Annotated in this window: 19 protein-coding genes; 14 read left to right on the top strand and 5 right to left on the bottom strand. The window is 59.0% G+C overall.

The genetic code is table 11. The annotated features are described in order from the left end of the window. The first annotated feature begins 12 nt into the window (after positions 1–12). From CF15_RS03955 to dnaG, 5 genes are all read left to right on the top strand, one after another. Positions 13–702 carry a metal-dependent hydrolase gene (locus CF15_RS03955; RefSeq protein WP_058370634.1) on the top strand — a complete coding sequence of 230 codons (690 nt, stop codon included), beginning with the start codon at positions 13–15 and terminating at the stop codon, positions 700–702. Between the two features lie 85 nt (positions 703–787). Further along, complete coding sequence (pheS, locus tag CF15_RS03950) at positions 788–2,281, top strand: phenylalanine--tRNA ligase subunit alpha (protein ID WP_058370633.1); 1,494 nt, start codon at positions 788–790, stop codon at positions 2,279–2,281. Next, entirely contained in the window at positions 2,262–3,947 is a 1,686-nt protein-coding gene (gene pheT, locus CF15_RS03945) for a phenylalanine--tRNA ligase subunit beta (RefSeq protein ID WP_058370632.1), read from the top strand. The genes pheS and pheT overlap by 20 nt, the downstream gene beginning before the upstream one ends. A 178-nt stretch (positions 3,948–4,125) precedes the next feature. After that, complete coding sequence (locus CF15_RS03940) at positions 4,126–5,214, top strand: tyrosine--tRNA ligase (RefSeq protein WP_058370631.1); 1,089 nt, start codon at positions 4,126–4,128, stop codon at positions 5,212–5,214. Positions 5,215–5,375: 161 nt separating this feature from the next. After that, positions 5,376–6,662: a DNA primase DnaG gene (gene dnaG, locus CF15_RS03935; protein ID WP_058370630.1), complete on the top strand. Its 1,287-nt coding sequence runs from the start codon at positions 5,376–5,378 to the stop codon at positions 6,660–6,662. 103 nt (positions 6,663–6,765) lie between these two features. Here dnaG and CF15_RS03930 read toward each other — a convergent pair whose 3' ends face one another. Beyond that, positions 6,766–7,923: a site-2 protease family protein gene (locus tag CF15_RS03930; RefSeq protein WP_058370629.1), complete on the bottom strand. Its 1,158-nt coding sequence runs from the start codon at positions 7,921–7,923 to the stop codon at positions 6,766–6,768. A gap of 138 nt (positions 7,924–8,061) precedes the next feature. Between CF15_RS03930 and CF15_RS03925 the strand changes: the two genes are divergently transcribed. Both CF15_RS03925 and CF15_RS03920 read left to right on the top strand, forming a co-directional pair. Continuing rightward, the gene (locus CF15_RS03925; protein ID WP_058370628.1) at positions 8,062–8,793 is read left to right on the top strand and encodes a nucleotidyltransferase domain-containing protein; all 732 of its coding nucleotides are present in this window, start codon (positions 8,062–8,064) and stop codon (positions 8,791–8,793) included. A gap of 6 nt (positions 8,794–8,799) precedes the next feature. Next, on the top strand, positions 8,800–9,846 hold the full coding sequence (locus CF15_RS03920) for a radical SAM protein (RefSeq protein WP_058370627.1): 1,047 nt from the start codon (positions 8,800–8,802) through the stop codon (positions 9,844–9,846). On the opposite strand, the gene CF15_RS03915 is transcribed toward CF15_RS03920, so the two are convergent. Then, complete coding sequence (locus CF15_RS03915) at positions 9,784–10,869, bottom strand: mRNA surveillance protein pelota (RefSeq protein ID WP_058370626.1); 1,086 nt, start codon at positions 10,867–10,869, stop codon at positions 9,784–9,786. The two genes, CF15_RS03920 and CF15_RS03915, sit on opposite strands and share 63 nt — an antisense overlap. Positions 10,870–10,910: 41 nt before the next feature. On the opposite strand from CF15_RS03915, the gene CF15_RS03910 reads away from it, so the two are divergent. From CF15_RS03910 to CF15_RS03890, 5 genes are all read left to right on the top strand, one after another. Further along, on the top strand, positions 10,911–11,387 hold the full coding sequence (locus tag CF15_RS03910; protein ID WP_083494482.1) for a GNAT family N-acetyltransferase: 477 nt from the start codon (positions 10,911–10,913) through the stop codon (positions 11,385–11,387). 91 nt (positions 11,388–11,478) lie between these two features. Next, entirely contained in the window at positions 11,479–13,890 is a 2,412-nt protein-coding gene (locus CF15_RS03905) for a DNA-directed DNA polymerase (protein ID WP_058370624.1), read from the top strand. A 122-nt stretch (positions 13,891–14,012) separates the two neighbouring features. After that, the gene (gene rsgA / locus CF15_RS03900) at positions 14,013–14,849 is read left to right on the top strand and encodes a GTPase RsgA (RefSeq protein ID WP_058370623.1); all 837 of its coding nucleotides are present in this window, start codon (positions 14,013–14,015) and stop codon (positions 14,847–14,849) included. A gap of 54 nt (positions 14,850–14,903) precedes the next feature. Beyond that, a complete protein-coding gene (locus CF15_RS03895) occupies positions 14,904–15,467 on the top strand; it encodes an NTPase (protein ID WP_058370622.1) in 564 nt (187 codons plus the stop codon). A 184-nt stretch (positions 15,468–15,651) separates the two neighbouring features. Beyond that, positions 15,652–15,942, top strand: coding sequence for a hypothetical protein (locus CF15_RS03890; RefSeq protein ID WP_058370621.1), 291 nt, complete (start codon positions 15,652–15,654; stop codon positions 15,940–15,942). Positions 15,943–15,985: 43 nt separating this feature from the next. Here CF15_RS03890 and mcm read toward each other — a convergent pair whose 3' ends face one another. Both mcm and gins23 read right to left on the bottom strand, forming a co-directional pair. Then, positions 15,986–18,085 carry a minichromosome maintenance protein MCM gene (mcm, locus tag CF15_RS03885; RefSeq protein ID WP_058370620.1) on the bottom strand — a complete coding sequence of 700 codons (2,100 nt, stop codon included), beginning with the start codon at positions 18,083–18,085 and terminating at the stop codon, positions 15,986–15,988. Positions 18,086–18,164: 79 nt separating this feature from the next. Further along, positions 18,165–18,731 carry a DNA replication protein Gins23 gene (gene gins23, locus CF15_RS03880; protein WP_168371255.1) on the bottom strand — a complete coding sequence of 189 codons (567 nt, stop codon included), beginning with the start codon at positions 18,729–18,731 and terminating at the stop codon, positions 18,165–18,167. Positions 18,732–18,823: 92 nt separating this feature from the next. On the opposite strand from gins23, the gene CF15_RS03875 reads away from it, so the two are divergent. Next, positions 18,824–19,807 (top strand): replication factor C small subunit, encoded by a 984-nt coding sequence (locus CF15_RS03875; RefSeq protein ID WP_058370618.1) that lies wholly within the window; start codon positions 18,824–18,826, stop codon positions 19,805–19,807. A gap of 112 nt (positions 19,808–19,919) precedes the next feature. Beyond that, a complete protein-coding gene (locus CF15_RS03870; protein ID WP_083494481.1) occupies positions 19,920–21,395 on the top strand; it encodes a replication factor C large subunit in 1,476 nt (491 codons plus the stop codon). Positions 21,396–21,441: 46 nt separating this feature from the next. Here the strand turns inward: CF15_RS03870 and moaC are convergent, their stop codons facing one another. Next, positions 21,442–21,915, bottom strand: a complete 474-nt coding sequence (gene moaC, locus CF15_RS03865; protein ID WP_236698116.1) for a cyclic pyranopterin monophosphate synthase MoaC — start codon at positions 21,913–21,915, stop codon at positions 21,442–21,444. Between the last annotated feature and the right edge of the window lie 59 nt (positions 21,916–21,974).

Genomic DNA, 21,974 nt, shown 5'->3' with positions numbered 1-21,974 from the left:
GGGGTGGCTGTTATGGGGTATGTGCGCTGGCTTGGTCACTCGGCTTTCGAGCTCGAGATAGATGGTTACCGCCTACTTATCGATCCCTGGCTGACCAATCCTATGTCGCCAGTGGGCGTCAAGGAGTACAAGGGTAAGATTGACTTGATAATAGTTACCCACGACCATGCAGACCATCTGGGTGACGCGCTGGAGCTGCTTAAGCTAAACCCCGATGCAAAGTTCGCCGCGGTCTACGAGCTCGCTAACTACGTGGCCGAGCAGCTGGGCGATAGGAGTGGAAGGATAATTGGCGCTAATATAGGCGGGCCCCTGAAGCTGCCCGGCATCAGCCTAAAGGTTATGTTCTTCCCCGCGACGCACAGCTGCGGGCGTGGGACACCTACGAGCGTTGTAGTGTCGGGCAGGGAGGCCACGGTGTTCCACGCTGGTGATACAGGGCTGTTTGCCGAGATGCAGTTCATAGGCGAGCTCTACCGGCCGGATATAGCTCTGCTGCCAATCGGCGGGCACTTCACCATGGATGTGTATCAGGCCGCTAAGGCTGTCGAGCTGCTTAGGCCGCGTGTAGCCATACCTATGCACTATAACACGTTTCCTGTTATAGAGGCGGATCCACAGGAGTTCGCAAAGTATGTCGCGGAGAGGGGGCTGGAAACCAAGGTGGTGGTGCTGAAGCCCGGCGAGTACTACCGGTTCTAGAGCGCTTGGAGGGCCTAGGGCCAGGCCCTGCTTCCAGTTTTTAACCCCTAGTTGGCCCTGGGCTTGGCGTCCCGGGCCCCTTGTGTTGGGAGCGAGGATACCCGTTTCAGAGTCTGAGTACCGGCTTCTAGAGCGGCTTGTAGGCAGGGTTGAGCCGGGGAAGCCCTACACCACGGAGGCTCTGGCGAGGCTTACCGGCCTCGACCGCAGCCAGGTGGAGGCTCTGGCAAGGCTCCTGGCGGAGAAGGGGCTCCTGCAGCTGGAGGAGCGTGTCTCTGAGCGCTATAGGCTAACCGAGGAGGCTGAGAGGTACCTCCGCGAGGGCTTCCCGGAGGAGAGGCTGGCCCGCCTCCTAGCAGAGCACGGGGGGAGAATGCCTGTAGAGGAGGCCAGGAGGCTGCTGGGCGGTGAGTTCGGCATAGCTATGGCTAACGCCTCCCGGAAGGGTTGGGTACGCGTCGAGTCTGGTGAGATAGTCCTCGCCGCCGAGCCGCCTCTGGTTGCTGAGGAGCGTCGTCTCCTGGAGAGGCTTAGCCGGGGTGAGCGCGTCTCCGGCGATGACCTCAGGATGCTCCGCCGCCGCAGGCTGGTCGAGCCGGTGAAGGAGAAGGCGACGTTTATCACCCTGGAGGAGCCGCCGGAGAAGCTGCTCGGCAGGGTAGAGGTGGAGGTGGGTGCGCTAACACGCCGGATGCTCGAGACGGGCGAGTGGCGTAGGGTTAGGCTGCGCCGCTACAACGTCGCCGCCGAGCCGCCGCGCCTCTACCCGGGCCGCCTCCACTTCTTCCGCCAGCTCATAGAGCATATACGCGATGTCATGAAGGAGCTCGGCTTCGTGGAGGTCGAGGAGCCGCCGGTGGAGCTGGAGTTCTGGAACTATGACGTGCTCTTCCAGCCACAGTACCACCCGGCCCGCTCCCCGACGGACACGTTCTACCTGCGCCAGCCCAGGGAGGGAGAGCCGCCCCGAGAGCTCGCTGAGATGGTTAGGAGGGCCCACGAGGAGGGCCTCGCGGGGAGCCGTGGCTGGGGCTACCGCTGGGACCCATCCCGCGCGGCGAGGCTGATACTCCGGAGCCACACCACGGCCGTCTCGGCCCGCGTGCTCGCCCAGAGGCCCCGGCCCCCCTTCCGCTTCTTCTCGATAGGCAGGGTCTACCGGGTGGAGACGGTGGACCCGCACCACCTGCCCGAGTTCCACCAGGTGGACGGGATAGCTAGCGAGGATGGGGTAAGCCTCCGCTGGCTAATGGGCATGCTGGGGGAGCTGCTGGAGAGGCTAGGGCTCAGGGAGTACAGGTTCCGGCCAGCCTACTTCCCCTTCACCGAGCCCTCTCTGGAGGGCTACGTGCGCGTCGGCAGCCAATGGCTGGAGGTACTTGGAGCCGGCCTCTTCCGCCCCGAGATGCTCGCTGCCCTGGGTATTGACTACCCGGTAGCTGCCTGGGGTATGGGGATAGAGAGGCTGGCCATGGCCCTCTACGGGCTCAGCGACATAAGACAGCTCTATAGCAGCGACGCGCGCTTCCTCTCAACAATACCCTCAAGGTGGCGTCTCTATGCCGGTGCTCCGGTTTAAACCTGGCAGGGTGGAGGAGGTTTTCGGCGTAAGCCTCGAGAAGGCACTAGAGGTTATGGAGAAGCTCAAGATAGGGGTTGAGGTCGACGAGCAGGGCTACGTTGAGGCAGAGATAGAGGTAGATAGGCCTGACATGTACAGCCTAGAAGGCATAGCTAGGCAGGCCAAGGGGCTCCTCGGTGTAGAGACCGGGCTCCCACGGTACACGGTGGTGGAGAGCGGCTACCGCATAGAAGCCGGGGAGGTCTCCTCCAGGCCCTACATAGCCGGGGCCGTCATATGGGACGTCAACGTGGACGAGGACTTCCTGGAGGAGCTTATACAGTTCCAGGAGAAGCTGCATGTAAGCCACGGTGGCCGCCGCAGAAGGGTTGCCATCGGCATACATGACCTGGATAAGCTGCCGTCCAGGAGCCTTCGCTACGAGCTGGCAGGCGTCGGCGAGGTGAGGTTTCGGCCACTTCACCGCGACAAGGTGATGACGCTCAAGGAGGTCCTCTCAGAGACCAGCCAGGGGAGAGAGTACGGCTCAATATCGCTGGTGGACGGTAGGCACCCGGTCCTCTACTCCGGCGGCGAGGTGATAAGCGCACCCCCGGTGATAAACGCTGACTTGACGAAAGTGGAGCCTGGAACAAGGCACCTGTTCATAGATGTTACTGGCACTGAGCTGAAGCCGGTGCTGGACGTGTTATCCATATTGGCTGCGAACCTCGCCGAGAGGAGTAGGAGCCGGAGAATAGGCCTAGTGGAGGTACACGCCCCCTGGGGCAGGCTCAGCGAGCCACGGCTAGAGCCCTCCCGTATGGAGCTCGAGGTCCGCTACGCCTCGAGGATTATAGGCGTGGAGATGGGTGCGGAGGAGGCCGCCGAGGCGCTTAGAAGGATGAGGTTCGGCGCCACGGTGCTCGACGAGAGCCGCGTCATGGCTAGTGTGCCCCGCTACAGGGTGGACATACTCCACCCCGTGGACCTGGTGGAGGAGATAGCGCTCGCCATAGGCCTCGACCGGCTCGCCCCCGTGAAGCCGAGGCTCATGCTCCGGGGCCAGCTGCTCCCCGTAAGGGCCTGGGAGAGGGAGGCACGGCTCATACTGGTGGGCCACGGCTTTGTGGAGATGTACTCCTACAGCCTCACGAGCTGCAGGGACCAGGTAGAGCTAGCGGCCGTGGACCAGTCGAGGCTGGTGGTCATCGAGAACCCTGTAGGAGAGGGGAGCGGCTGCTACCGGGCCTCCCTCCTCCCCCAGCTGCTACGCGCCGCGGCCGCCAACCAGCACGCTGTGCCCCTCCGCGTGTTCGAGGCCGGCGAGGTGCTCCTGGCTGGCGGCGGGGACCCGGAGAGGAGGGTGGAGCACCGGCGTCGGCTAGCCCTGCTCTACATGGCTGAGAAGGCCGGCTACGAGGATATCCAGGCGGTCGTCTACAGCCTCCTAAGGCTCCTGGGCGATGAGATAGCTGAGGTGAGGCCTACGAGCCACCCCCTACTCATAGAGGGCCGGGCGGCGGAGCTGCGTAGCCGTGACGGTGTATACGGGGTCATGGGGGAGGTTAGGCCGGAGGTGCTGGAGAAGCTCGGCATAGTATACCCCGTAGCTGTCGCGGAGCTAGACTACACGGGGCTAGCCGAGCCAGGCGGGCCGGGCGCCGCTGTCCCCCGCCCCTAACACCCGGGCTCATAGCCCCCGCGTGGGGGCCTCGCTCGGGCTCTTCTAGACGGGGGTGACGGGGCGGCGCGGCACCCCGGCCCCTCCAGGGCCTGAGGGACACCCTGCCCAGGGTTTATTGAACAGTCGTCCGGGGCAGGCCCCCGGGGTCTGAGAAGGTAGAGAGGGGAGGCAAGCCGTGACGCCGGAGGAGAGGCTGAGGCTCATAACGCGGAACACCGTGGAGGTCGTCACGCTCGAGGAGCTGAAGGCCAGGCTTGAGGCCGGGGAGAAGCTGAAGGGCTACATAGGTTTTGAGCCCAGCGGCCTCTTCCACATAGGCTGGCTCGTCTGGGCCAACAAGGTAAGGGATATGATTGATGCAGGGGTTGAGTTCTATCTGCTCGCTGCCACCTGGCATGCGTGGATAAACGACAAGCTTGGCGGCGACATGGATCTGATACGCAAGGCCGCCCGCCATGTTATAGATGTGCTGGAGGCTATAGGGGTGCCCCGCTCCCGTGTAAAGGTTGTTGACGCCGAGGATCTCGTGTCGGACAAGGACTACTGGGCGATACTCCTCCGCGTGGCTAAGCACAACACCCTGGCGAGGATTAAGAGGGCGCTCACCATAATGGGGCGTAGGGCCGAGGAGGCTGAGCTGGACTTCTCCAAGCTTATCTACCCGGCTATGCAGGTGACGGACATATTCTACCTGGACGTCGATATAGCCCTCGGGGGCACCGACCAGCGCAAGGCCCACATGCTCGCCAGAGATACAGCGGAGAAGCTCGGCAGGAAGAAGCCTATAGCTATCCACACGCCGCTGCTCACAGGGCTACAGGGCATAGGGAGGATGAATCCCAGCGAGGTGAGCGAGGAGGAGCACGCGGTAAACTTCAAGATGAGCAAGTCAAAGCCCGACACCGCCATATTCGTCTACGACCCGCCAGAGGAGATCGAGAAGAAGCTGCGCCGCGCCTATTGCCCTGCCCGGGAGGTCCGCTACAACCCGGTGCTGGAGATAAACAGATACCTCCTCTTCTCAAGGCCGGGCTTCAAGCTTGTAATAGAGAGGCCCGAGAAGTACGGTGGCACAATAGTTGTTGAGAGCTATGAGGATCTCGAGAAGATTTACCGGGAGGGTAAGCTGCACCCGCTGGACCTCAAGAAGGCTACTGCTAAGGCGCTAGCGGAGATGCTCGAGCCCGTGAGGAGATACTTTGAACAGAACCCGGAGGCCCGGAGGATACTGGAAGAACTAAAAAAGGCTGCCATCACACGATAATGTTTAACGGAGACTGGTGGTTAATGCCTCACAGCCATTGCGGCCAGAAGGCCTCCATGTGAGGCCCGTGTAAGGCTCTCGCCCCAAATGAATGGGTGCTCCACCCCGAGGTGGCGGAGGGAGGAGCGCAGGATACACGAAGCAGCGCCAGGGTGTTGGAGTTGAAGTACCTTATAAAGGCGAAGGTGGAAGTAGAGGGCCTAGTAAACAGGCACGACATAATAGGCGCTATATTCGGACAGACAGAGAATCTTTTCGGAGAGGAGTTCGATCTCCGCGAGCTGCAAGAGAGGGGCCGTATAGGCCGCGTTCAGTTGGAGGTGCGGCACCAGGGCACTAAGACCTACGGCGAGATAACGGTACCCTCCAATCTCGACAGGGTAGAGACAGCGCTCGTAGCAGCGATGCTCGAGCTTGTAGAGAAGGTAGGCCCCTACAAGGCCAGGGTACATGTCTACGACATCATTGACGTTAGGGCGGAGAAGATAAAGAAGATCGTGGAGAGGGCTAAGGAGATACTCCGCATATGGTCCCTCGAGAAGACGCCGGACCTCCGAGAGGTCCTCAGGGAGATAAGCGAGTCGGTTAAGCGCGGCGAAGTCATATCCTATGGGCCCGAGAAGCTCCCGGCGGGTCCCGATGTGGACAAGAGCGACGAGATAATCATAGTAGAGGGTAGAGCCGATGTAATCAACCTGCTCCGCTACGGCTACCGGAACGTGATAGCTCTCGAGGGCGCCAGGGGTAAGATACCAGACACCATAATAAAGCTCGCCAAGACGAAGAAAGCCATAGCCTTCGTGGACGGCGACCATGGAGGCGACTTGATACTCTGGGAGCTCCTCCGCACGGCAGACATAGACTATGTTGCCAGGGCCCCGCCCGGCAAGGAGGTGGAGGAACTAACGGGCAAGGAGATAGTCCGTGCTCTCCGCAACCTTGTGCCGGCGCGCGAGTACCTGGCCATCCTGGAGCGTAAGCTTAAGGGTAAACCCGAGAAGCCGGTTGAGGCTAAGCCCGAGGAGAGGGAGGCCAAGCAGCCCGAGGCGGTTGCCGAGAAGCCTGCACCTCCTCAGCCTCAGCAGCCCTCGGCACCCGCCGCAGCCCCCAAGGCGGAGCCGGTAGTCCAGGTGGAGGTCGAGCGTGTAGAGCTGCCCGCTAACGTGGTGGAGGAGATAAAGAAGCTTAGCGGCACCCTTGAGGCAATCCTATATGACAGGGAGTGGAGGCCCCTGGAGAAGGTGCCGGTGAGAGACATATACAATGTGCTGGAGAAGATAGAGCCGGGCAAGGTCTACGCGATAGTCTATGACGGCATTGTAACCCAGCGCATGCTTGATCTCGCGTCAGAGAAGCAGGTGAAGCTGCTCATAGCCAACCGTCTAGGCTCGATAGAGCGCAGGCCTCCAGGGGTTAGCGTGCTAACCTTCAGCGACGTAGCCTCCTAAGGGATTCTCGCCCCTTGGCGCTCCAGGCACTACCACCCTCACTCTTCTTTTAGGAGCTTGTCTGCGCACCCGCGTTACGGGCTCCGTGGAGGCTTCTTCGGCCTCAAAGCTGTATGTTTGGCAGCAGCATCATCAGTGTTATACCCGACACTATTGATGCTACTAGCCTCCCCCGCTTCTCGCCAAGCCTTTCAACGGCTATGTCCCTCACTATCTGGGCGCCATCAGTTATGAAGAGGGGCGCGGCGTTAATCGCGGCTAGCCCTATGTTCACTAGGGCGGCGAGGATGCTAACGGTCCAGAGGGTGTAGGCAGTGCCGGCGCTCATGCCTAGGCCTAGTAGGGTCCTGGGTATCTCGCTCAGGTAGACGCCCACATGCTCGTAGCGCTCCCTGTCCCGCACATTGGGTGGTGCAGCGGGCTTCACAACAAGTATTCTCGCGCCGCTCGGCTTCACAAACTCGACCTCAAGCGTCACATTGGCCAGCGTGCCGCCGTTGCTCGCTCTCAGCCTACTCACGTACTCTATAAAGCTGCTCACTTTATCGAACTTTGTGCCATTCACTATTATTGCTTGGAACACGTCGCCGCTCTTTATGCCAGCCTTCTCGGCGAAGGAGCCGGGGCTAACCTGGAGTATAACTATGTATGTTCCGCCGTGCTGCAGGCCCGCGTTAACCCCGGCTATAAGGGCGAAGATTAATACGTTGGCTAGGATACCGGCCGCGTAGACCCTAAGCCTGCTTCGGAGAGGCGCCCTTGTAAGTTCCTCCTCGTCGGGCTCCACGAAGGCTGCGGGTAGGATGCCGAGCGCTATGAGGAAGCCGGCCGACTTTACCCTTATACCCTCGTACCTGGCCGCGAGGGCGTGTGAGAGCTCGTGAAGTATTATAGCCACGGAGAGCCCTGGAAGCAGGTAGAGGAAGGTCTTCAGGCCTATAGTTACTCCAGGTATTAGCGGCACAACCGGCGCGGCGCCCTGGGGGCGCCCGGCGAACATTCCGGCTATCCTGGATACCATAACCCGGTAGAACTCTATTGTGAGTGCGAACACTGCCAGCACGCCGGCGTCAAAGAGCAGCCCCAGCCACCTATACCTTCGGAGCCTTTCGAACGGGCTGAAGCCCGAGGGTATACGGAGCATGATCATCAACGGGGTGACTGTGAGTCTAGAGCCTTCCCCCAGTACTCTGGATAGGACTAGGGTGGCTGCCAGCCATGCTGCTAGGTAGTAGAGCAGCAGCTCCCCGGCGGCAGTCATGCCAGCGGCCCTGGCCTGGGTGGGGCGCGCCTTGGAGTTATAAGTAGCTAGGAAGCCATGGCGTCTAACGGGGCTGCGTGGAGCTGCTGCATTGCGCAGTGCCCGCGGCAGTCGTGGAGATGCACGAGGGGTAGCAGTATGCCCCGCGAGAAGGTTGAGAGACGGGGCGAGTACAGGGCCGTAGTCTATACCGAGGAGCACTGGAGGCTCCTTGAGAGCCTCCGCCGCGAGGCTAAGAGCGTGATGGAGGCCCTCGTTAGCCTTGGGCTGGCGCCCCTGGTGCACGGGAGTATCGCACGAGGCGACGTTCATAGGGATAGTGATATCGACGTCTTCATACCCTCGGTGGTGCCCTCCTACATGGTGGAGCTGGGGCTCGAGAGGGCGGGGCTGCGTATATCGCATAAGCTTATAGTCCAGGCCACTCCTCAGAGCACCCCTAAGGCCTACATAGCGCTCGACGCCTACGAGAAGAGAGTAGTATCGTTCCCCCTGGCTAAGCTGTCTAAGAGAGAATACGAGTTCTACTACTTTGGCGGAGCCCTCGACTATGCCGGGCTGGTGGCCGGGAGACGCGTCCCCGGGGTCAATAAGAGGCTAGTGCTGATAGAGCCTACACCGGAGGGGCATAGAGAATCACCCGTTATAGGCCGCGAGGCCGAGGTGGCTAGGGTGGTCGGGGTTAGCGTAGACACGGTGCTGGAGAGGGTCAGGGTGCTCACGCGCCGCGACGCGCTCGGTAGAACGGGTGTGTTTGTCAAGCACGAGCTTGAGCCCTGGGATAGCATAGAGGATGCTGTCCGCAGGCTTGCACGCGAGAACCCCCTGTTCCGCCGCGCCCTCCGGGCTAAAGGTTCGCCGCTGGTGTGAACGGCTTTGAGGAGAGTCAAGCTGGTCAAGGATGTATACTCCCTGGTGGGCTCCCTCCCTCTCGGCTGCATATACTGCGTAAGGGGCTCAAAGATAGTGGTGTTCATAACCGGGCTCTGTGACGATAACTGCTTCTACTGCCCGGTCTCCCCCGCAAAGCTCCACCACGACGTAATTACCGTAGACGAGGAGCCGGTTAAGTCTCTCGAGGACATAGTTCTCGAGGCATACCGTATAGGGGCCGACGGGGCCAGCATAACCGGCGGGGACCCGCTCGTAAGGCTTGACAGGACTGTCAGAGCCATAAGGCTCCTGAAGGACGTGTTCGGCGACGGATTCCACGTGCACCTCTACACGAGCGGCCGCTACGCCACCTCATCGGCCCTGCTCGAGCTCGAGCGCGCCGGGCTAGACGAGATACGGTTCCATGTGGTCGGAGAGTGGGTTTTGAAGCGCATAGAGGCCGCCCTCCACCTTCTAGAGCGGGTGCGGGTTGGCGTAGAGATACCGGTGCTCCCCGACAGGGTCGAGGAGACCAAGAAGCTTATAAAGAGGCTTGATGACATGGGGGTAGAGTTTATTAACCTAAACGAGCTCGAGGTGTCGGAGGCTAATGTGCGTCAGCTCATCCTGCGCGGCTACCTGCCGAGCCACTCGAGGCCCGTGGTCAAGGGCAGCCAGGAGGCGGCTATGGAGATAGTGAAGTGGGCGGCGGCCCATACGAGGAGGATAACCGTCCACTACTGCCCTGCCGTCTACAAGGATAGTGTGCAGATGCGTGTAAGGCTTATCCGTAAGGCCCTCCGCACGGCTAGGCCCTACGAGGAGGTCACGCCGGAGGGTATGGTGGCTGTTGTGGAGGCCGAGCCAGTGGGCCCGGCGCTGGAGCTGGCTAGGCGGGGGTACGGCGAGCTGCTGGGGGGAAGGGTGCTCCTCCACCCCGGGGTGGCGGTCCCCGGCGCGAGGCTGAGGAAACGCTACCCCGCCGTGCTAGGCGCAGGCCTTCCCTCCGAGCTGCAGAGCGTAGCGGAGAATCGCGACAACTCCCCCTAGCGACTTCACCCGCGCTCCGGCAGGGGCCTCGGCGCTCACGAAGTGTATCTCCGCCCTCGTACTATCGGCTAGCCTGAGCAGCTCATCGACCCTCCTCCGGACCTCCGGGTCGGGGTGGTGCAGCATCTCGTCGAGAACCAGCAGCTTCTCCACAGCGCCCATGGAGGCGGCCTCAAGCACCTGGTCGAGCGTGTACGCGACCCTACATGGCTCCTTGGCCAGGAGCCTCTCGAACTCCTCCATGAGCCTCTCGGCCTGAATTGCTGCAGCCTCTCTAAGCGCGCTCCTCATAACCCCCCGCCGGACCTCCTCCAACACCCCCGCGTGGCCCCCCATGGACACGTTGTCCGTGTAGAGCTTCACCCTCGAGGGCAGGAGGGGGTGGAGCCTCTCGGCCACAATATCCTTGAGCGAGCCTGGGCCAGCGACCACCACTAGCAGGGGATTCTCGCGCTCCACCACGCCCGCCACAGTCTTAGCTATAACGGCCACAGACTCCCTCAAAGCATCCTCCCTTGAGGGGTCATCCTTCCCGGGCAGGTGCAGGCTCCCCTCGGCCACCACCCTAACCCCCTGGCCCCGCGCCACCGCTACAGCGTACTCGTCGTAATCCACCGCAACTATCACGGCAGCGGGCTGCGGGCCTCTAGACTCTAGCTTCTCTAGCAGCGACCTCGGCCAGCCCTTGGGCTTTACTATTTCGAGCTCCCTCCCAACATCTATGCTCATGGTATGGTACTTGCCTAGCACACCGTACTTCTCAGGCCCCTCGACAACCACGCCTCTCACACGGAGCCTCGTAGTGAACGCCTGGAACTCCGTCTTCTCAACCCTAATGGTGAGCGTCATGGGCACCCTGCTGCTCCTACCCGAGCCCCTCTCGCCGAAGTGCACCTCGCGCACAGTGCGGGCCCTAACCAGGTCTCCCGGCTGGATGACTGTGTGGAGCACCCAGATGTCGTCAGTCGTCTCCGGCACAACCTTCACCGAGCCCCGTTTGAGATTCTTGGAGAGAATCTTCATTCCCCGCCAGCCCCCCTCTCAGCCATGGTGTCTAGGCCGGAATGACCTGTTGTAAAACAGTCCGGCCGGTGGAGCCCGACGAGCTTGACGAGGTCTACCGCATAGAGGCGGAGTCGTTCGACCAGCCCTATCCACGGTGGTATCTCGATCTGCTCTACGGGCTCAGCGGTGGTGAATACTTTCTCGTGTCCCAGGGCTCTGAGGGAAGGATCACAGGCTACATAATAGGTATACCTCTCTCCTCTGGCGCCTGCCACATAGCCTCCATAGCTGTGGAGAAGAGGTGCCGCAGGAGGGGTGTTGGCACGGCCCTGCTTCAGAGCCTAGTAGAGGTCTGCAGCTCTCGGGGCTACAGCTCCTTCGTGCTCGAGGTGGAGGCCGGCAACTATCCAGCGCAGAGCCTATATGCGAGAAGCTCCTTCAAGCCCGTCATGATAGTGCCCGACTACTATGGCGAGGGCCGGCACGCTGTGGTCATGGCGTTGTTGGGGGAGAGGCCCTGCTGCCTAGACGGCTAGCCGTCCTCATGCGTTAGCGGGCAGAGGCAGGCAATGATATACGATTATGTAGGGGCGGGTGGTGGTAGATTCTCCAGGGCAGAGCCAGCCCATGACAGAGACTATAGAGTTCGTGCTGCTAGACTCTAGCTACGAGATACTGGGGAAGGAGCCGGTAGTAATCCTCTGGGGGATAACGCTTGACGGTAAACGTGTCGTGCTTCTAGACCACCGCTTCCGCCCCTACTTCTACGCCCTCATAGCCCGGGGCTATGAGGATATGGTGGAGGAGATAGCAGCTTCCATAAGGAGGCTTAGTGTGGTCAAGAGTCCGATAATAGATGCCAAGCCTCTTGATAAGAGGTACTTCGGCAGGCCCCGTAAGGCGGTGAAGATTACCACTATGATACCCGAGTCTGTTAGACACTACCGCGAGGCGGTGAAGAAGATAGAGGGTGTGGAGGACTCCCTCGAGGCAGATATAAGGTTTGCAATGAGATATCTGATAGATAAGAGGCTCTACCCGTTCACGGTTTACCGGATCCCCGTAGAGGATGCGGGCCGCAATCCAGGCTTCCGTGTTGACCGTGTCTACAAGGTTGCTGGCGACCCGGAGCCCCTAGCGGATATAACGCGGATCGACCTTCCCCCGATGAGGCTGGTAGCTTTTGATATAGAGGTGTATAGCAGGAGGGGGAGCCCTAACCCTGCAAGGGATCCAGTGATAATAGTGTCGCTGAGGGACAGCGAGGGCAAGGAGAGGCTCATAGAAGCTGAAGGCCATGACGACAGGAGGGTTCTGAGGGAGTTCGTAGAGTACGTGAGAGCCTTCGACCCCGACATAATAGTGGGCTATAACAGTAACCACTTCGACTGGCCCTACCTAATGGAGCGCGCCCGTAGGCTCGGGATTAAGCTCGACGTTACACGCCGTGTGGGGGCAGAGCCCACCACCAGCGTCTACGGCCACGTCTCGGTGCAGGGTAGGCTGAACGTGGACCTCTACGACTATGCCGAGGAGATGCCGGAGATAAAGATGAAGACGCTTGAGGAGGTAGCGGAGTACCTAGGCGTTATGAAGAAGAGCGAGCGTGTGATAATAGAGTGGTGGAGGATACCCGAGTACTGGGATGACGAGAAGAAGAGGCAGCTGCTAGAGCGCTACGCGCTCGACGATGTGAGGGCTACCTACGGCCTCGCGGAAAAGATGCTACCGTTCGCCATACAGCTCTCCACTGTTACGGGTGTGCCTCTCGACCAGGTAGGTGCTATGGGCGTAGGCTTCCGCCTAGAGTGGTATCTCATGCGTGCAGCCTACGATATGAACGAGCTGGTGCCGAACCGGGTGGAGAGGAGGGGGGAGAGCTACAAGGGTGCAGTAGTGTTAAAGCCTCTCAAGGGAGTCCATGAGAATGTTGTGGTGCTCGATTTCAGTTCCATGTACCCGAGCATAATGATAAAGTACAACGTGGGCCCCGACACTATAGTCGACGACCCCTCGGAGTGCCCAAAGTACGGCGGCTGCTATGTAGCCCCCGAGGTCGGGCACCGGTTCCGTCGCTCCCCGCCAGGCTTCTTCAAGACCGTGCTCGAGAACCTACTGAAGCTACGCCGACAGGTAAAGGAGAAGATGAAGGAGTTTCCGCCTGACAGCCCCGAGTACAGGCTCTACGATGAGCGCCAGAAGGCGCTCAAGGTTCTTGCGAACGCGAGCTATGGCTACATGGGGTGGAGCCATGCCCGCTGGTACTGCAAACGCTGCGCCGAGGCTGTCACAGCCTGGGGCCGTAACCTTATACTGACAGCTATCGAGTATGCCAGGAAGCTCGGCCTAAAGGTTATATATGGAGACACCGACTCCCTCTTCGTGGTCTATGACAAGGAGAAGGTTGAGAAGCTGATAGAGTTTGTCGAGAAGGAGCTGGGCTTTGAGATAAAGATAGACAAGATCTACAAGAAAGTGTTCTTCACGGAGGCTAAGAAGCGCTATGTAGGTCTCCTCGAGGACGGACGTATAGACATCGTGGGCTTTGAAGCAGTCCGCGGCGACTGGTGCGAGCTGGCTAAGGAGGTGCAGGAGAAGGCGGCTGAGATAGTGTTGAATACGGGGAACGTGGACAAGGCTATAAGCTACATAAGGGAGGTAATAAAGCAGCTCCGCGAGGGCAAGGTGCCAATAACAAAGCTTATCATATGGAAGACGCTGAGCAAGAGGATAGAGGAGTACGAGCATGACGCGCCTCATGTGATGGCTGCACGGCGTATGAAGGAGGCAGGCTACGAGGTGTCTCCCGGCGATAAGGTGGGCTACGTCATAGTTAAGGGTAGCGGGAGTGTGTCCAGCAGGGCCTACCCCTACTTCATGGTTGATCCATCGACCATCGACGTCAACTACTATATTGACCACCAGATAGTGCCGGCTGCTCTGAGGATACTCTCCTACTTCGGAGTCACCGAGAAACAGCTCAAGGCGGCGGCTACGGTGCAGAGAAGCCTCTTCGACTTCTTCGCCTCAAAGAAATAGCTCCTCCACCCGGCTAGCTTTATTAAACGCGTAGGCACAAGCTCTCCGAGAGGCCTGGAGGGTAAGGGGTGCAATAGAGCCAGCCTCTCCGCCGAGGCCGCTGCGCTCTTGGGTGGCTTGGAATGATCCTCGCATCCTGGAGATCCTTGGCGTGGATAGTAAGGCGTGTCGACGTAGTACTCGAGGTTGTCGATGCGCGCGACCCGGTCTCGACAAGGAGCCTGCGGCTAGAGAGGATGGTGCAGAGCCTAGGGAAGCGCCTCCTAATAGTCATCAATAAGGCTGACCTGGTGCCCCGCGGGGTCGCTGAGAAGTGGAAGCGCATCCTCGAGGATCAGGGTTACCGTACTGTCTACATGGCTGCCCGCGATCACAAGGGTACCAGGGTTCTGCGCCGGGCCATAAGAGATGTCGTTGAGACCTATCCGGCTATAGTGGCTGTTGCTGGGTTCCCCAAGACCGGTAAGTCCACGATAATAAATGCTCTGAAAGGCAGGCATAGCGCCTCGACAAGCCCTATACCTGGGAGCCCCGGCTACACTACCCACGCCCAGCTCTACCGTATAGGCGAAAACCTCTACATGCTTGACACGCCCGGCGTCATACCGGTTGAGGGCGGCCCCCTGGAGGCTATCATACGTGGCCGGCCCCCTGAGCAGCTGGAAGACCCTGTCCGCCCTGCTGTAATGCTCCTCGAAAGGGCGTTGAGGTACAACCCCTTAGCTGTCAAGGAGGCTTACGGTATCGATGAGAAGGATCCATACCGGATACTCGAGCTTATAGCCTTGAAGCGTGGATGGAGGTATAAGAGTGACGGTGAGCCCCTCATAGAGGAGGCCGCCCGCACAGTGATACGTGATTACCACACGGGGAAGCTCCTCTTCTACGTGCCGCCGGAGGAGTACATGGCCAGGAAGAGCAGCTACAAGCTCCATGCTGCACAGAGGGGGCTAAAATAGCGCCATACCCGGTCTAACGGGCTCCCATCCCCGCCGCCCCTGGGGTGCCTAGGCGTGTACCTCTACGCGCTCGTCACGGGGAGGCCTGGTGTGGGCAAGACCACGCTCGTGCGCAGGGTGGCGGAGAGGCTCAGAGAGGAGGGCTATAGGCTAGCCGGCTTCTACTGCCCCGAGGTCCGCCGGGGAGGTAGGAGGGTAGGCTTCAGGATAATGAGCCTCGATGGCCGCCATGAAGCCTGGCTGGCCAGGGTGGATGGCTGCTCCGGCCCCCGTGTAGGCCGGTATAATACGTGTAGAGAGGCCGAGGAGGTTGCAAGCCGGGCGGCCGAGGAGGCGAGCCAGGCGGACTTGGTGGTCATAGACGAGATAGGCCCTATGGAGCTTAAGCTCCCCGGCATCCGGGGGTCAATCCTATCCATCCTCCGCTCGGGGAAGCCGGGGCTGTTCGTGGTGCATGAGAGGCTCTCCGACCGGGAGGTCCTACCCCAGCTCCAGCAGCGCGGCAGGTGGTTCAGGGTAACGCTCGAGAACAGGGACAGCCTCGTAGACGAGGTCTACAGGTTTGTGAAGAGCATAGTCCATGCAGTGAGGGCTTCCCGAGGCCCAGCGGTAAATTAGAGCCCCTACCCCGGCCATCCCCTGGGAGCCTGGAGGGCGGGATGCCCGCGCGTTCCAGCGCTGAAGCCCTCCCCGGGGGCGGTGATGTAGCCTTGTTAACTTCCGCCCCCGGGTACCGCCCCAGCCTGCATATAATGCTTAAACTACCCCGGGAGCCGCATGGCTGCCTCGGGTGCAGCAGGGTATGAGCGAGAAGTGTCGTGAGTACATCATACCCGTGGGTGAGAAGCAGGTATTCATAACGCCGCAGGTGCTCGAGGTTATACACGAGTACCTCCACCGCCCAATGGGCCTTGAGGAGCTTGCCCGCAAGCTTGGGCTGGAGAGCTGGGAGGAGGCTTACGAGTTCATAAAGCGCATCCCTGCATGGATAATGTGGATGCCCATAAACATGTGGAGGATGAGGCTGGAGAGGGAGGGCTGCCTAGAGCTATTCGAGGGCGGTTCTGGAGAGGAGGCCAGCGGGTCCAGCTGAATACTAGAGATAATACATATGCTCGCCGGCCTGCTTTTATGCACTACCTTACCACGGCGTAGCAGCCGAGACTCTTTTCGTATATGACTCCATCCCTGCGGAACGTGCGGATAGCCTCTTCGACGAGGCTTGAGTCTATGCCCTCGCTGGCAGCCCTCTTGACCACTTCCTTAACCTTCGCACACCCGTCCTCGCTCTCCTGCTCAAGCTCCTCTATTATCTCCATTATCCTGGTCAGCTTCTCCTGCTTGCTCCGCGGCTTCCCGGTCATTATAACGTCTATGTCTATTCTCCCACTCTCTATGTCCATGCCACTGCTCTCCAGGAATGTTTTCATAAGCCTTATTGCAGCCTCCGCATCCTCCCTAGTAACCTCGCTACGGAGAGCCATCTTAGCATGGGCCTCGGCGAGGCGTATCAAGGCCTCAAGCTGCCTAGCCGTTATAGCTATGGGGCCTTCAGGGTTCTCACTGCTCATCCGCCTCATTTCCACGTAGAAGTCCTCTATCAGCTTGCTCGCCTCAAGGGTTAGCCTTGGCCTCATGTAGCGGCGGGCATAGCTTATGTACTTCTTCAGCAGCGTAGGGTCTATTTCAGGCTTAGTTTTCTCGGTTTCTCGGTGTACTTCGAGCACGTGCCTAGCTAGTTTCCGGTCCTCCTCCGGATTAGGCTGGTCTCTAAGTATGAATATGAGGTCAAATCGTGAGAGTATCGTGATGGGCAGGTTTATATTATCTGCGAGGGCCCTGTTGGCTAGATAGCGGCCGAACTTGGGGTTGCCGGCGGCTATAACTGTTGTTCTAGCGTTCAGCTTAGCAACTATGCCGGCCTTAGCTATGCTCACGGTCTGCTGCTCCATTGCCTCGTGTATGGCTACGCGATCCTCATCGCGCATCTTGTCTATCTCGTCTATCGCTGCCACGCCCCCGTCAGCTAGGACGAGCGCGCCCGCCTCGAGGTAGTATTCGCCGGTGGTCTTGTCCCTTATTACAGCGGCTGTGAGTCCTGCCGCAGTCGCTCCCTTACCGGTTGTATAGATTCCTCGAGGCGCTATCCTCGCAGCGTATTGGAGGAGCTGGCTCTTTGCGGTGCCCGGGTCGCCTACTATCAGCACGTGTATATCGCCACGTATCCTCACTCCGTCCTCGGTCACCTTGGGGACGCCGCCGAAGAGCGCCAGTGCTATGGCCTCCTTTATCTCCCAGTGGCCGTATATGGCGGGTGCTATGCTGGCTATAATCCTCTTGTGTATCCAGGGGTCCTTGGCTAAAGCCCTTATTCTCTCCTCGTCCTCTCTGGTTATCACTACCTCCTCGAGGATCTTCTGCGATACTTCTATGTGGTTAGCCTCTATGTATAGGTCGTAGATGGCCTTCTTCTTGGCCACCGAGTCGGGTCTAACCCTTACAATACCTACTACACTTATCCTGTCACCTGGTCTAGCAGTGTCCACGAGCTCATCCTGCAGTACCACCTCTATACTCCTCGGGAGCTGGCCCGGAGGCACCTCCTCCGGCCTCTCCTGAAGCACTATCCTCTGCCAGTCTATCAGCTTGGACTCCTCCGGGAGGAGGCGGAAGGTGCCACTGGAGGAGCCGCAGACCGGGCAGGCGGGCGGCCTCTCGAGAACGTCTCCTATAAGCTCGCCCTCCGGGGGCCAGTCAAACTTATGGCAGCCATGCTCCCTTGTACAGTGCATGAACTTTGCCTTAACCACCTTCTCCTTAACGGGTGTAGTCCTAACGAGGATGCCCTCAAGCATAACCAGTTTGCCCAGATACTCGCTCCGGAGCCGGCGGAGCGGCACAGTCCTCGGCAGGGCACGTATGCGTACATAGAAGTGTTCCACAGTCTCCGCGTACTCCGGCGCCTCGCTTTCAACAATCTCCTTCACAACGTTACTAGCCTGGCGGAGTACCTCGTCGGGACGGTCTATCAGCAGCCTGGCCAGCCTATTGTCGAACAAGTAGAGGTCGTTATAGTCAACTATCAAGCTCTTCTGGCCCATAGTTATCATCTGCTTTAGACGCTCCCTATACTTATAGGAGCCGCTACGATCCCTGAAGCCTCTTATGAACTCGTAGAACCTTTCATGTACATCGATAACTTCCTCCCGCTCAATGTTAGTTGACAGGGGCTCCATGGTTCTAGTGTCCCCGGCTCCAGGTCCTGGAGGTAGAGCTGGCGCAGAGCTGCTTCCTTAACCCTTCCCATACATGAATCTATTGATGCTCTGGCAGTATGTTACGCTTCCACTCCTCGATGGTCTTATATAACGTCTCGAGGAGCATAGCCTCCTCTGGGGCTAGCTTTGATGAGACCTCAGCTATCGCGGTGGGGCTTCTCAAGCTCTGAAGCATTATGAGGAGCCTCTTGTCCACAATCTCGGCCAGGTACTGGATCGCCTTCTGCTTCTCCTCCAGTAGGGCGGGGTTCAGCTCGCGTCTAATCCTCTCCTCGAGGCTCTCTATGAGATCCTTTACATTCCTGTAGAAGTTCTGGGGCAGGGGCTCCAGGTCGGCTGGCGTTCTGGCGCTTAGCGCGGAGAAGTGCACACGGGCTATATCCTCTATGGTTATTGGCATCTCGGTAGTGTTGGCGACTTCCTCCTCTATAAGTACTCTTGATAGCCAATAGGGTACTTCCATCTCTATGCCCTTTTGCAGCTCCACCTTCTGCCCGTCGACGGTGAACGGCTTCTCGTCCCGGAGCACCATTACGCGTACTGGCCGGAGTTTATACGCTATCTCGGAGATCTTCAACATGAGGCTAAGCCTGTCCTTGCCCATGTAGGGGCCCGGTGCGGGAATTAGCGTAACCGCTCTAATATAGGCGTTAGCTGGTGTAGAGTCCAGTATACCGGGGTATGGAGGATCCAGCCTTGAGCACGAGCCTCTCCGAGCTACTCTGGGCGGAGAAGTACCGGCCTAGAACGCTGGATGAGATAGTGAATCAGGAGGAGGTAGTTAGGAGGCTCAAGAAGTTTGTTGAGGAAAAGAACATGCCTCATCTCCTCTTCGTAGGGCCGCCGGGTACCGGTAAGACCACAGCGGCCCACGCGCTGGCCCATGACCTCTATGGAGAGAATTATATGCAGTATATGCTCGAGCTAAACGCCAGCGACGAGAGGGGTATAGACACGATAAGGACTAAGGTTAAGGAGTTTGCGCGTAGCAGAACGCCGCCTAACGTGCCCTTCAAAATAGTATTGCTCGACGAGGCCGACAACATGACCGCCGACGCTCAGCAGGCGCTCCGCCGCCTAATGGAGATGTATACTGCCTCCAGCCGCTTCATACTAATAGCAAACTTCCCCAGCAAGATAATAGAGCCCATACAGTCCCGCTGCGCCCTCTTCAGGTTCACGCCGCTCAAGAAGGAGGACGTGGTGGCCAGGTTAAAATGGATATGCGGGCAGGAGGGCTGCAAGTATACAGAGGAAGGCCTGGAGACCATATACGAGATCAGCGAGGGCGATATGAGGCGCGCCATAAACACCCTCCAGGCTGCGGCGGCCCTGGGTGTTGTAACCCCCGAGACGGTGTACAAGGTGGTGGGGCTAGCTCATCCCAGAGAGATAAGAGAGGTTATACAGCTAGCCCTAAGCGGAGACTTCATGAAGGCCCGCGAGAAGCTGAGGGGCCTAATGATAAACTACGGGCTGAGCGGCACGGATGTGATAAAGCAGATCCACCGCGAGATATTCAGCCAGGAGTTGAAAATACCCGAGGAGGTAAGGGTGATGATAGCAGACTACACGGGGGAGATACAGTTCAGGCTTGTAGAAGGAGCCGACGACGAGATACAGCTCAACGCGTTCCTGGCATGGCTGACCCTGCTGGGGCAGAAGCTGCAGGGCTCCTAGCTCCCGTAGACCATGAGCGCATAAGCCATGCCACGTTATTATTACCATGGCCTCCGCTGTCACGGGGGCATCAGCTCCGCGGCGTATCATCCCCTGGCATGAGGGGTTGGTTTTGACGACAAGGAACCTCCCCTGGATCATGAAGTATAGGCCCCGTAGGATAGATGATGTGGTTAACCAGGAACAGGCGAAGGAGAAGTTCATACCATGGTTGCGCCAGTGGCTCTCTGGGCGGCCTCCGGAGAAGAAGGCGGCCCTCCTCTATGGGCCTGCTGGCGTGGGTAAGACAAGCCTCGTAGAGGCAGCCGCTCACGAGTTTGGGCTTGAGCTAATAGAGATGAACGCGTCTGACTTCAGGAGACGCGAGGATATAAACAGGATAGCTAAGGTGGCTGCGACGCAGAGCAGCCTCTTTGGCCGTAGGAGGATAATTCTACTCGACGAGGTGGACGGCATATCTGGTACGGCCGACAAAGGCGGGCTCGACGCTATCCTAGATCTCATAAAGGTTGCTCGTCACCCGATAGTTATGACTGCCAATGACCCCTGGGATCAGAAGCTCCGCCCTCTCCGCGAAGCAGCCCTCATGATACCCTTTAACAGGCTGTCCGAGCGCCATGTGGTGCAGGTGCTGAAGAAGATATGTAGTATGGAGGGGTTGGAATGCGAGGATGCTGCCCTCAAGCTCATAGCCCAGCGCTGTGAGGGCGATCTACGCTCGGCGATAAATGATCTCCAGGCAATAGCTGAGGGCTATGGCAGGGTCACGGTGGACATAGTCAGGGGTGTGATTGCTTCGAGGGATCGCGAGTACACGCCTTGGGAGATGCTGCGCCACCTGTTCATGTCAAGGTATGCCTGGCAGGCTAAGCGTGCAGTCACCCATACTGATCTAGACTATAATACTATGCTGCAGTGGGTGAACGAGAATATCGCTGCGCAGTATAGCGACCCCGAGGATATATGGAGAGCGCATGAGGCCCTGGCCCGGGCCGACATATTCCTCGGCAGGATAATCCGCACCCAGTCCTGGGACCTCCTCTCCTATGTCTTCGACCTGGCGGGCCCTGGAGTGGCGCTGGCTAGGAAGAAGAGCAAGTTCAAGTGGGCTAGGTACCAGTTTCCCCAGAAGATAATGATGCTCGCACGCACAAAGGAAGTACGTGAGATCAGGGATGCGCTGGCCGAGGTTATAGCTAAGCGTCTCCACATATCAAGGGCAAGGGCTAAGAGCGAGGTAATCCCGCTACTCTCTGTCATATTCAGGGAGCGGCCCGACTACGCAGCACGGCTTGTAATAGGCTACAACCTGACCGACAGCATGGTTAAGTATCTGGCGGGCCCCATGTATAGTAGGGTCAAGGAGCATGTTAACATGCTTCTGCTGAGGCTAGAGAAGCCCTCGCCTGCAAGCGCGGGTGCCCGGGCAGCGGGGGGAGAGGCTGCTGAGGGCAAGGGCCCTACTGCTACTGGCTCCGCCCAGCCCGCTGCAGCTACAAAGACGGCTAAGAGGTCTAGGTCTAGAACGAGCTCTAGAAGCAGGCGGCGTAGAAAGGGTGGCGGGTCCCAGACCACCCTCCCAATCTAGCACCAGGGCCCCATAAAACGAGGCTTAATGCCGGAACTGAGGCGCCTTAGCCCTCCTTCTTCACCTTCTCCTCGACAATTATCTTTTCTATAGCCGTCTCCGGGTACAAGCCTCTCTCATCCTTTTCAAGCTTCTTAACCATATCCCATACGTTGAGGAGCGCTACGCTAACAGCAGTAAGCGCCTCCATCTCCACGCCGGTCCTCGCTATAGCCTTAACCCTGGCCCTGCATGCTACGTGATCCTCATCCTCTATGAAGCATTTTACATCGACATTTGTAAGCTCTATGGGATGGCACATGGGCAGAAGCTGGGGCGTCATCTTAGCAGCCTGAATACCCGCTATAGACGCTACTAGGAGAGGGTCGCCTTTCTCCACGAGCCCCTTCCTTATAGCCTCTATGGTGGACCTTCTCAGCTTTATCCTGCCATAAGCGACTGCTTCCCGGTACACGACAGACTTCTGTGATATGTCAATCATCCTAGGGCTCTGGGCCGGGCTGGATACGATCTGCTCCATACCCGCCACGCCCCTCGAGGATAGAGGACTGTGGGCCCCCAGATCTCCGGTATAGCCCC

It is taken from the genome of Pyrodictium occultum, assembly GCF_001462395.1.
GTDB lineage: Archaea > Thermoproteota > Thermoprotei_A > Sulfolobales > Pyrodictiaceae > Pyrodictium > Pyrodictium occultum.
The sequence above is the reverse complement of the archived record's forward strand: the minus strand, read 5'-3'. Positions and strand labels throughout refer to the sequence as shown.

What these genes read in the sequence shown, in the direction of transcription:
- gins23 (WP_168371255.1), bottom strand. Translation starts at nt 18,731, where the DNA reads ATGGGCAAGGACAGGCTTAGCCTCATGTTGAAGATCTCCGAGATAGCG.
- CF15_RS03915 (WP_058370626.1), bottom strand. Translation starts at nt 10,869, where the DNA reads ATGAAGATTCTCTCCAAGAATCTCAAACGGGGCTCGGTGAAGGTTGTG.
- CF15_RS03925 (WP_058370628.1), top strand. Translation starts at nt 8,062, where the DNA reads ATGCCCCGCGAGAAGGTTGAGAGACGGGGCGAGTACAGGGCCGTAGTC.
- CF15_RS03890 (WP_058370621.1), top strand. Translation starts at nt 15,652, where the DNA reads ATGAGCGAGAAGTGTCGTGAGTACATCATACCCGTGGGTGAGAAGCAG.
- moaC (WP_236698116.1), bottom strand. Translation starts at nt 21,915, where the DNA reads ATGGAGCAGATCGTATCCAGCCCGGCCCAGAGCCCTAGGATGATTGAC.
- CF15_RS03910 (WP_083494482.1), top strand. Translation starts at nt 10,911, where the DNA reads ATGACCTGTTGTAAAACAGTCCGGCCGGTGGAGCCCGACGAGCTTGAC.
- CF15_RS03930 (WP_058370629.1), bottom strand. Translation starts at nt 7,923, where the DNA reads ATGACTGCCGCCGGGGAGCTGCTGCTCTACTACCTAGCAGCATGGCTG.
- pheT (WP_058370632.1), top strand. Translation starts at nt 2,262, where the DNA reads ATGCCGGTGCTCCGGTTTAAACCTGGCAGGGTGGAGGAGGTTTTCGGC.
- CF15_RS03905 (WP_058370624.1), top strand. Translation starts at nt 11,479, where the DNA reads ATGACAGAGACTATAGAGTTCGTGCTGCTAGACTCTAGCTACGAGATA.
- CF15_RS03955 (WP_058370634.1), top strand. Translation starts at nt 13, where the DNA reads ATGGGGTATGTGCGCTGGCTTGGTCACTCGGCTTTCGAGCTCGAGATA.
- rsgA (WP_058370623.1), top strand. Translation starts at nt 14,013, where the DNA reads ATGATCCTCGCATCCTGGAGATCCTTGGCGTGGATAGTAAGGCGTGTC.
- mcm (WP_058370620.1), bottom strand. Translation starts at nt 18,085, where the DNA reads ATGGAGCCCCTGTCAACTAACATTGAGCGGGAGGAAGTTATCGATGTA.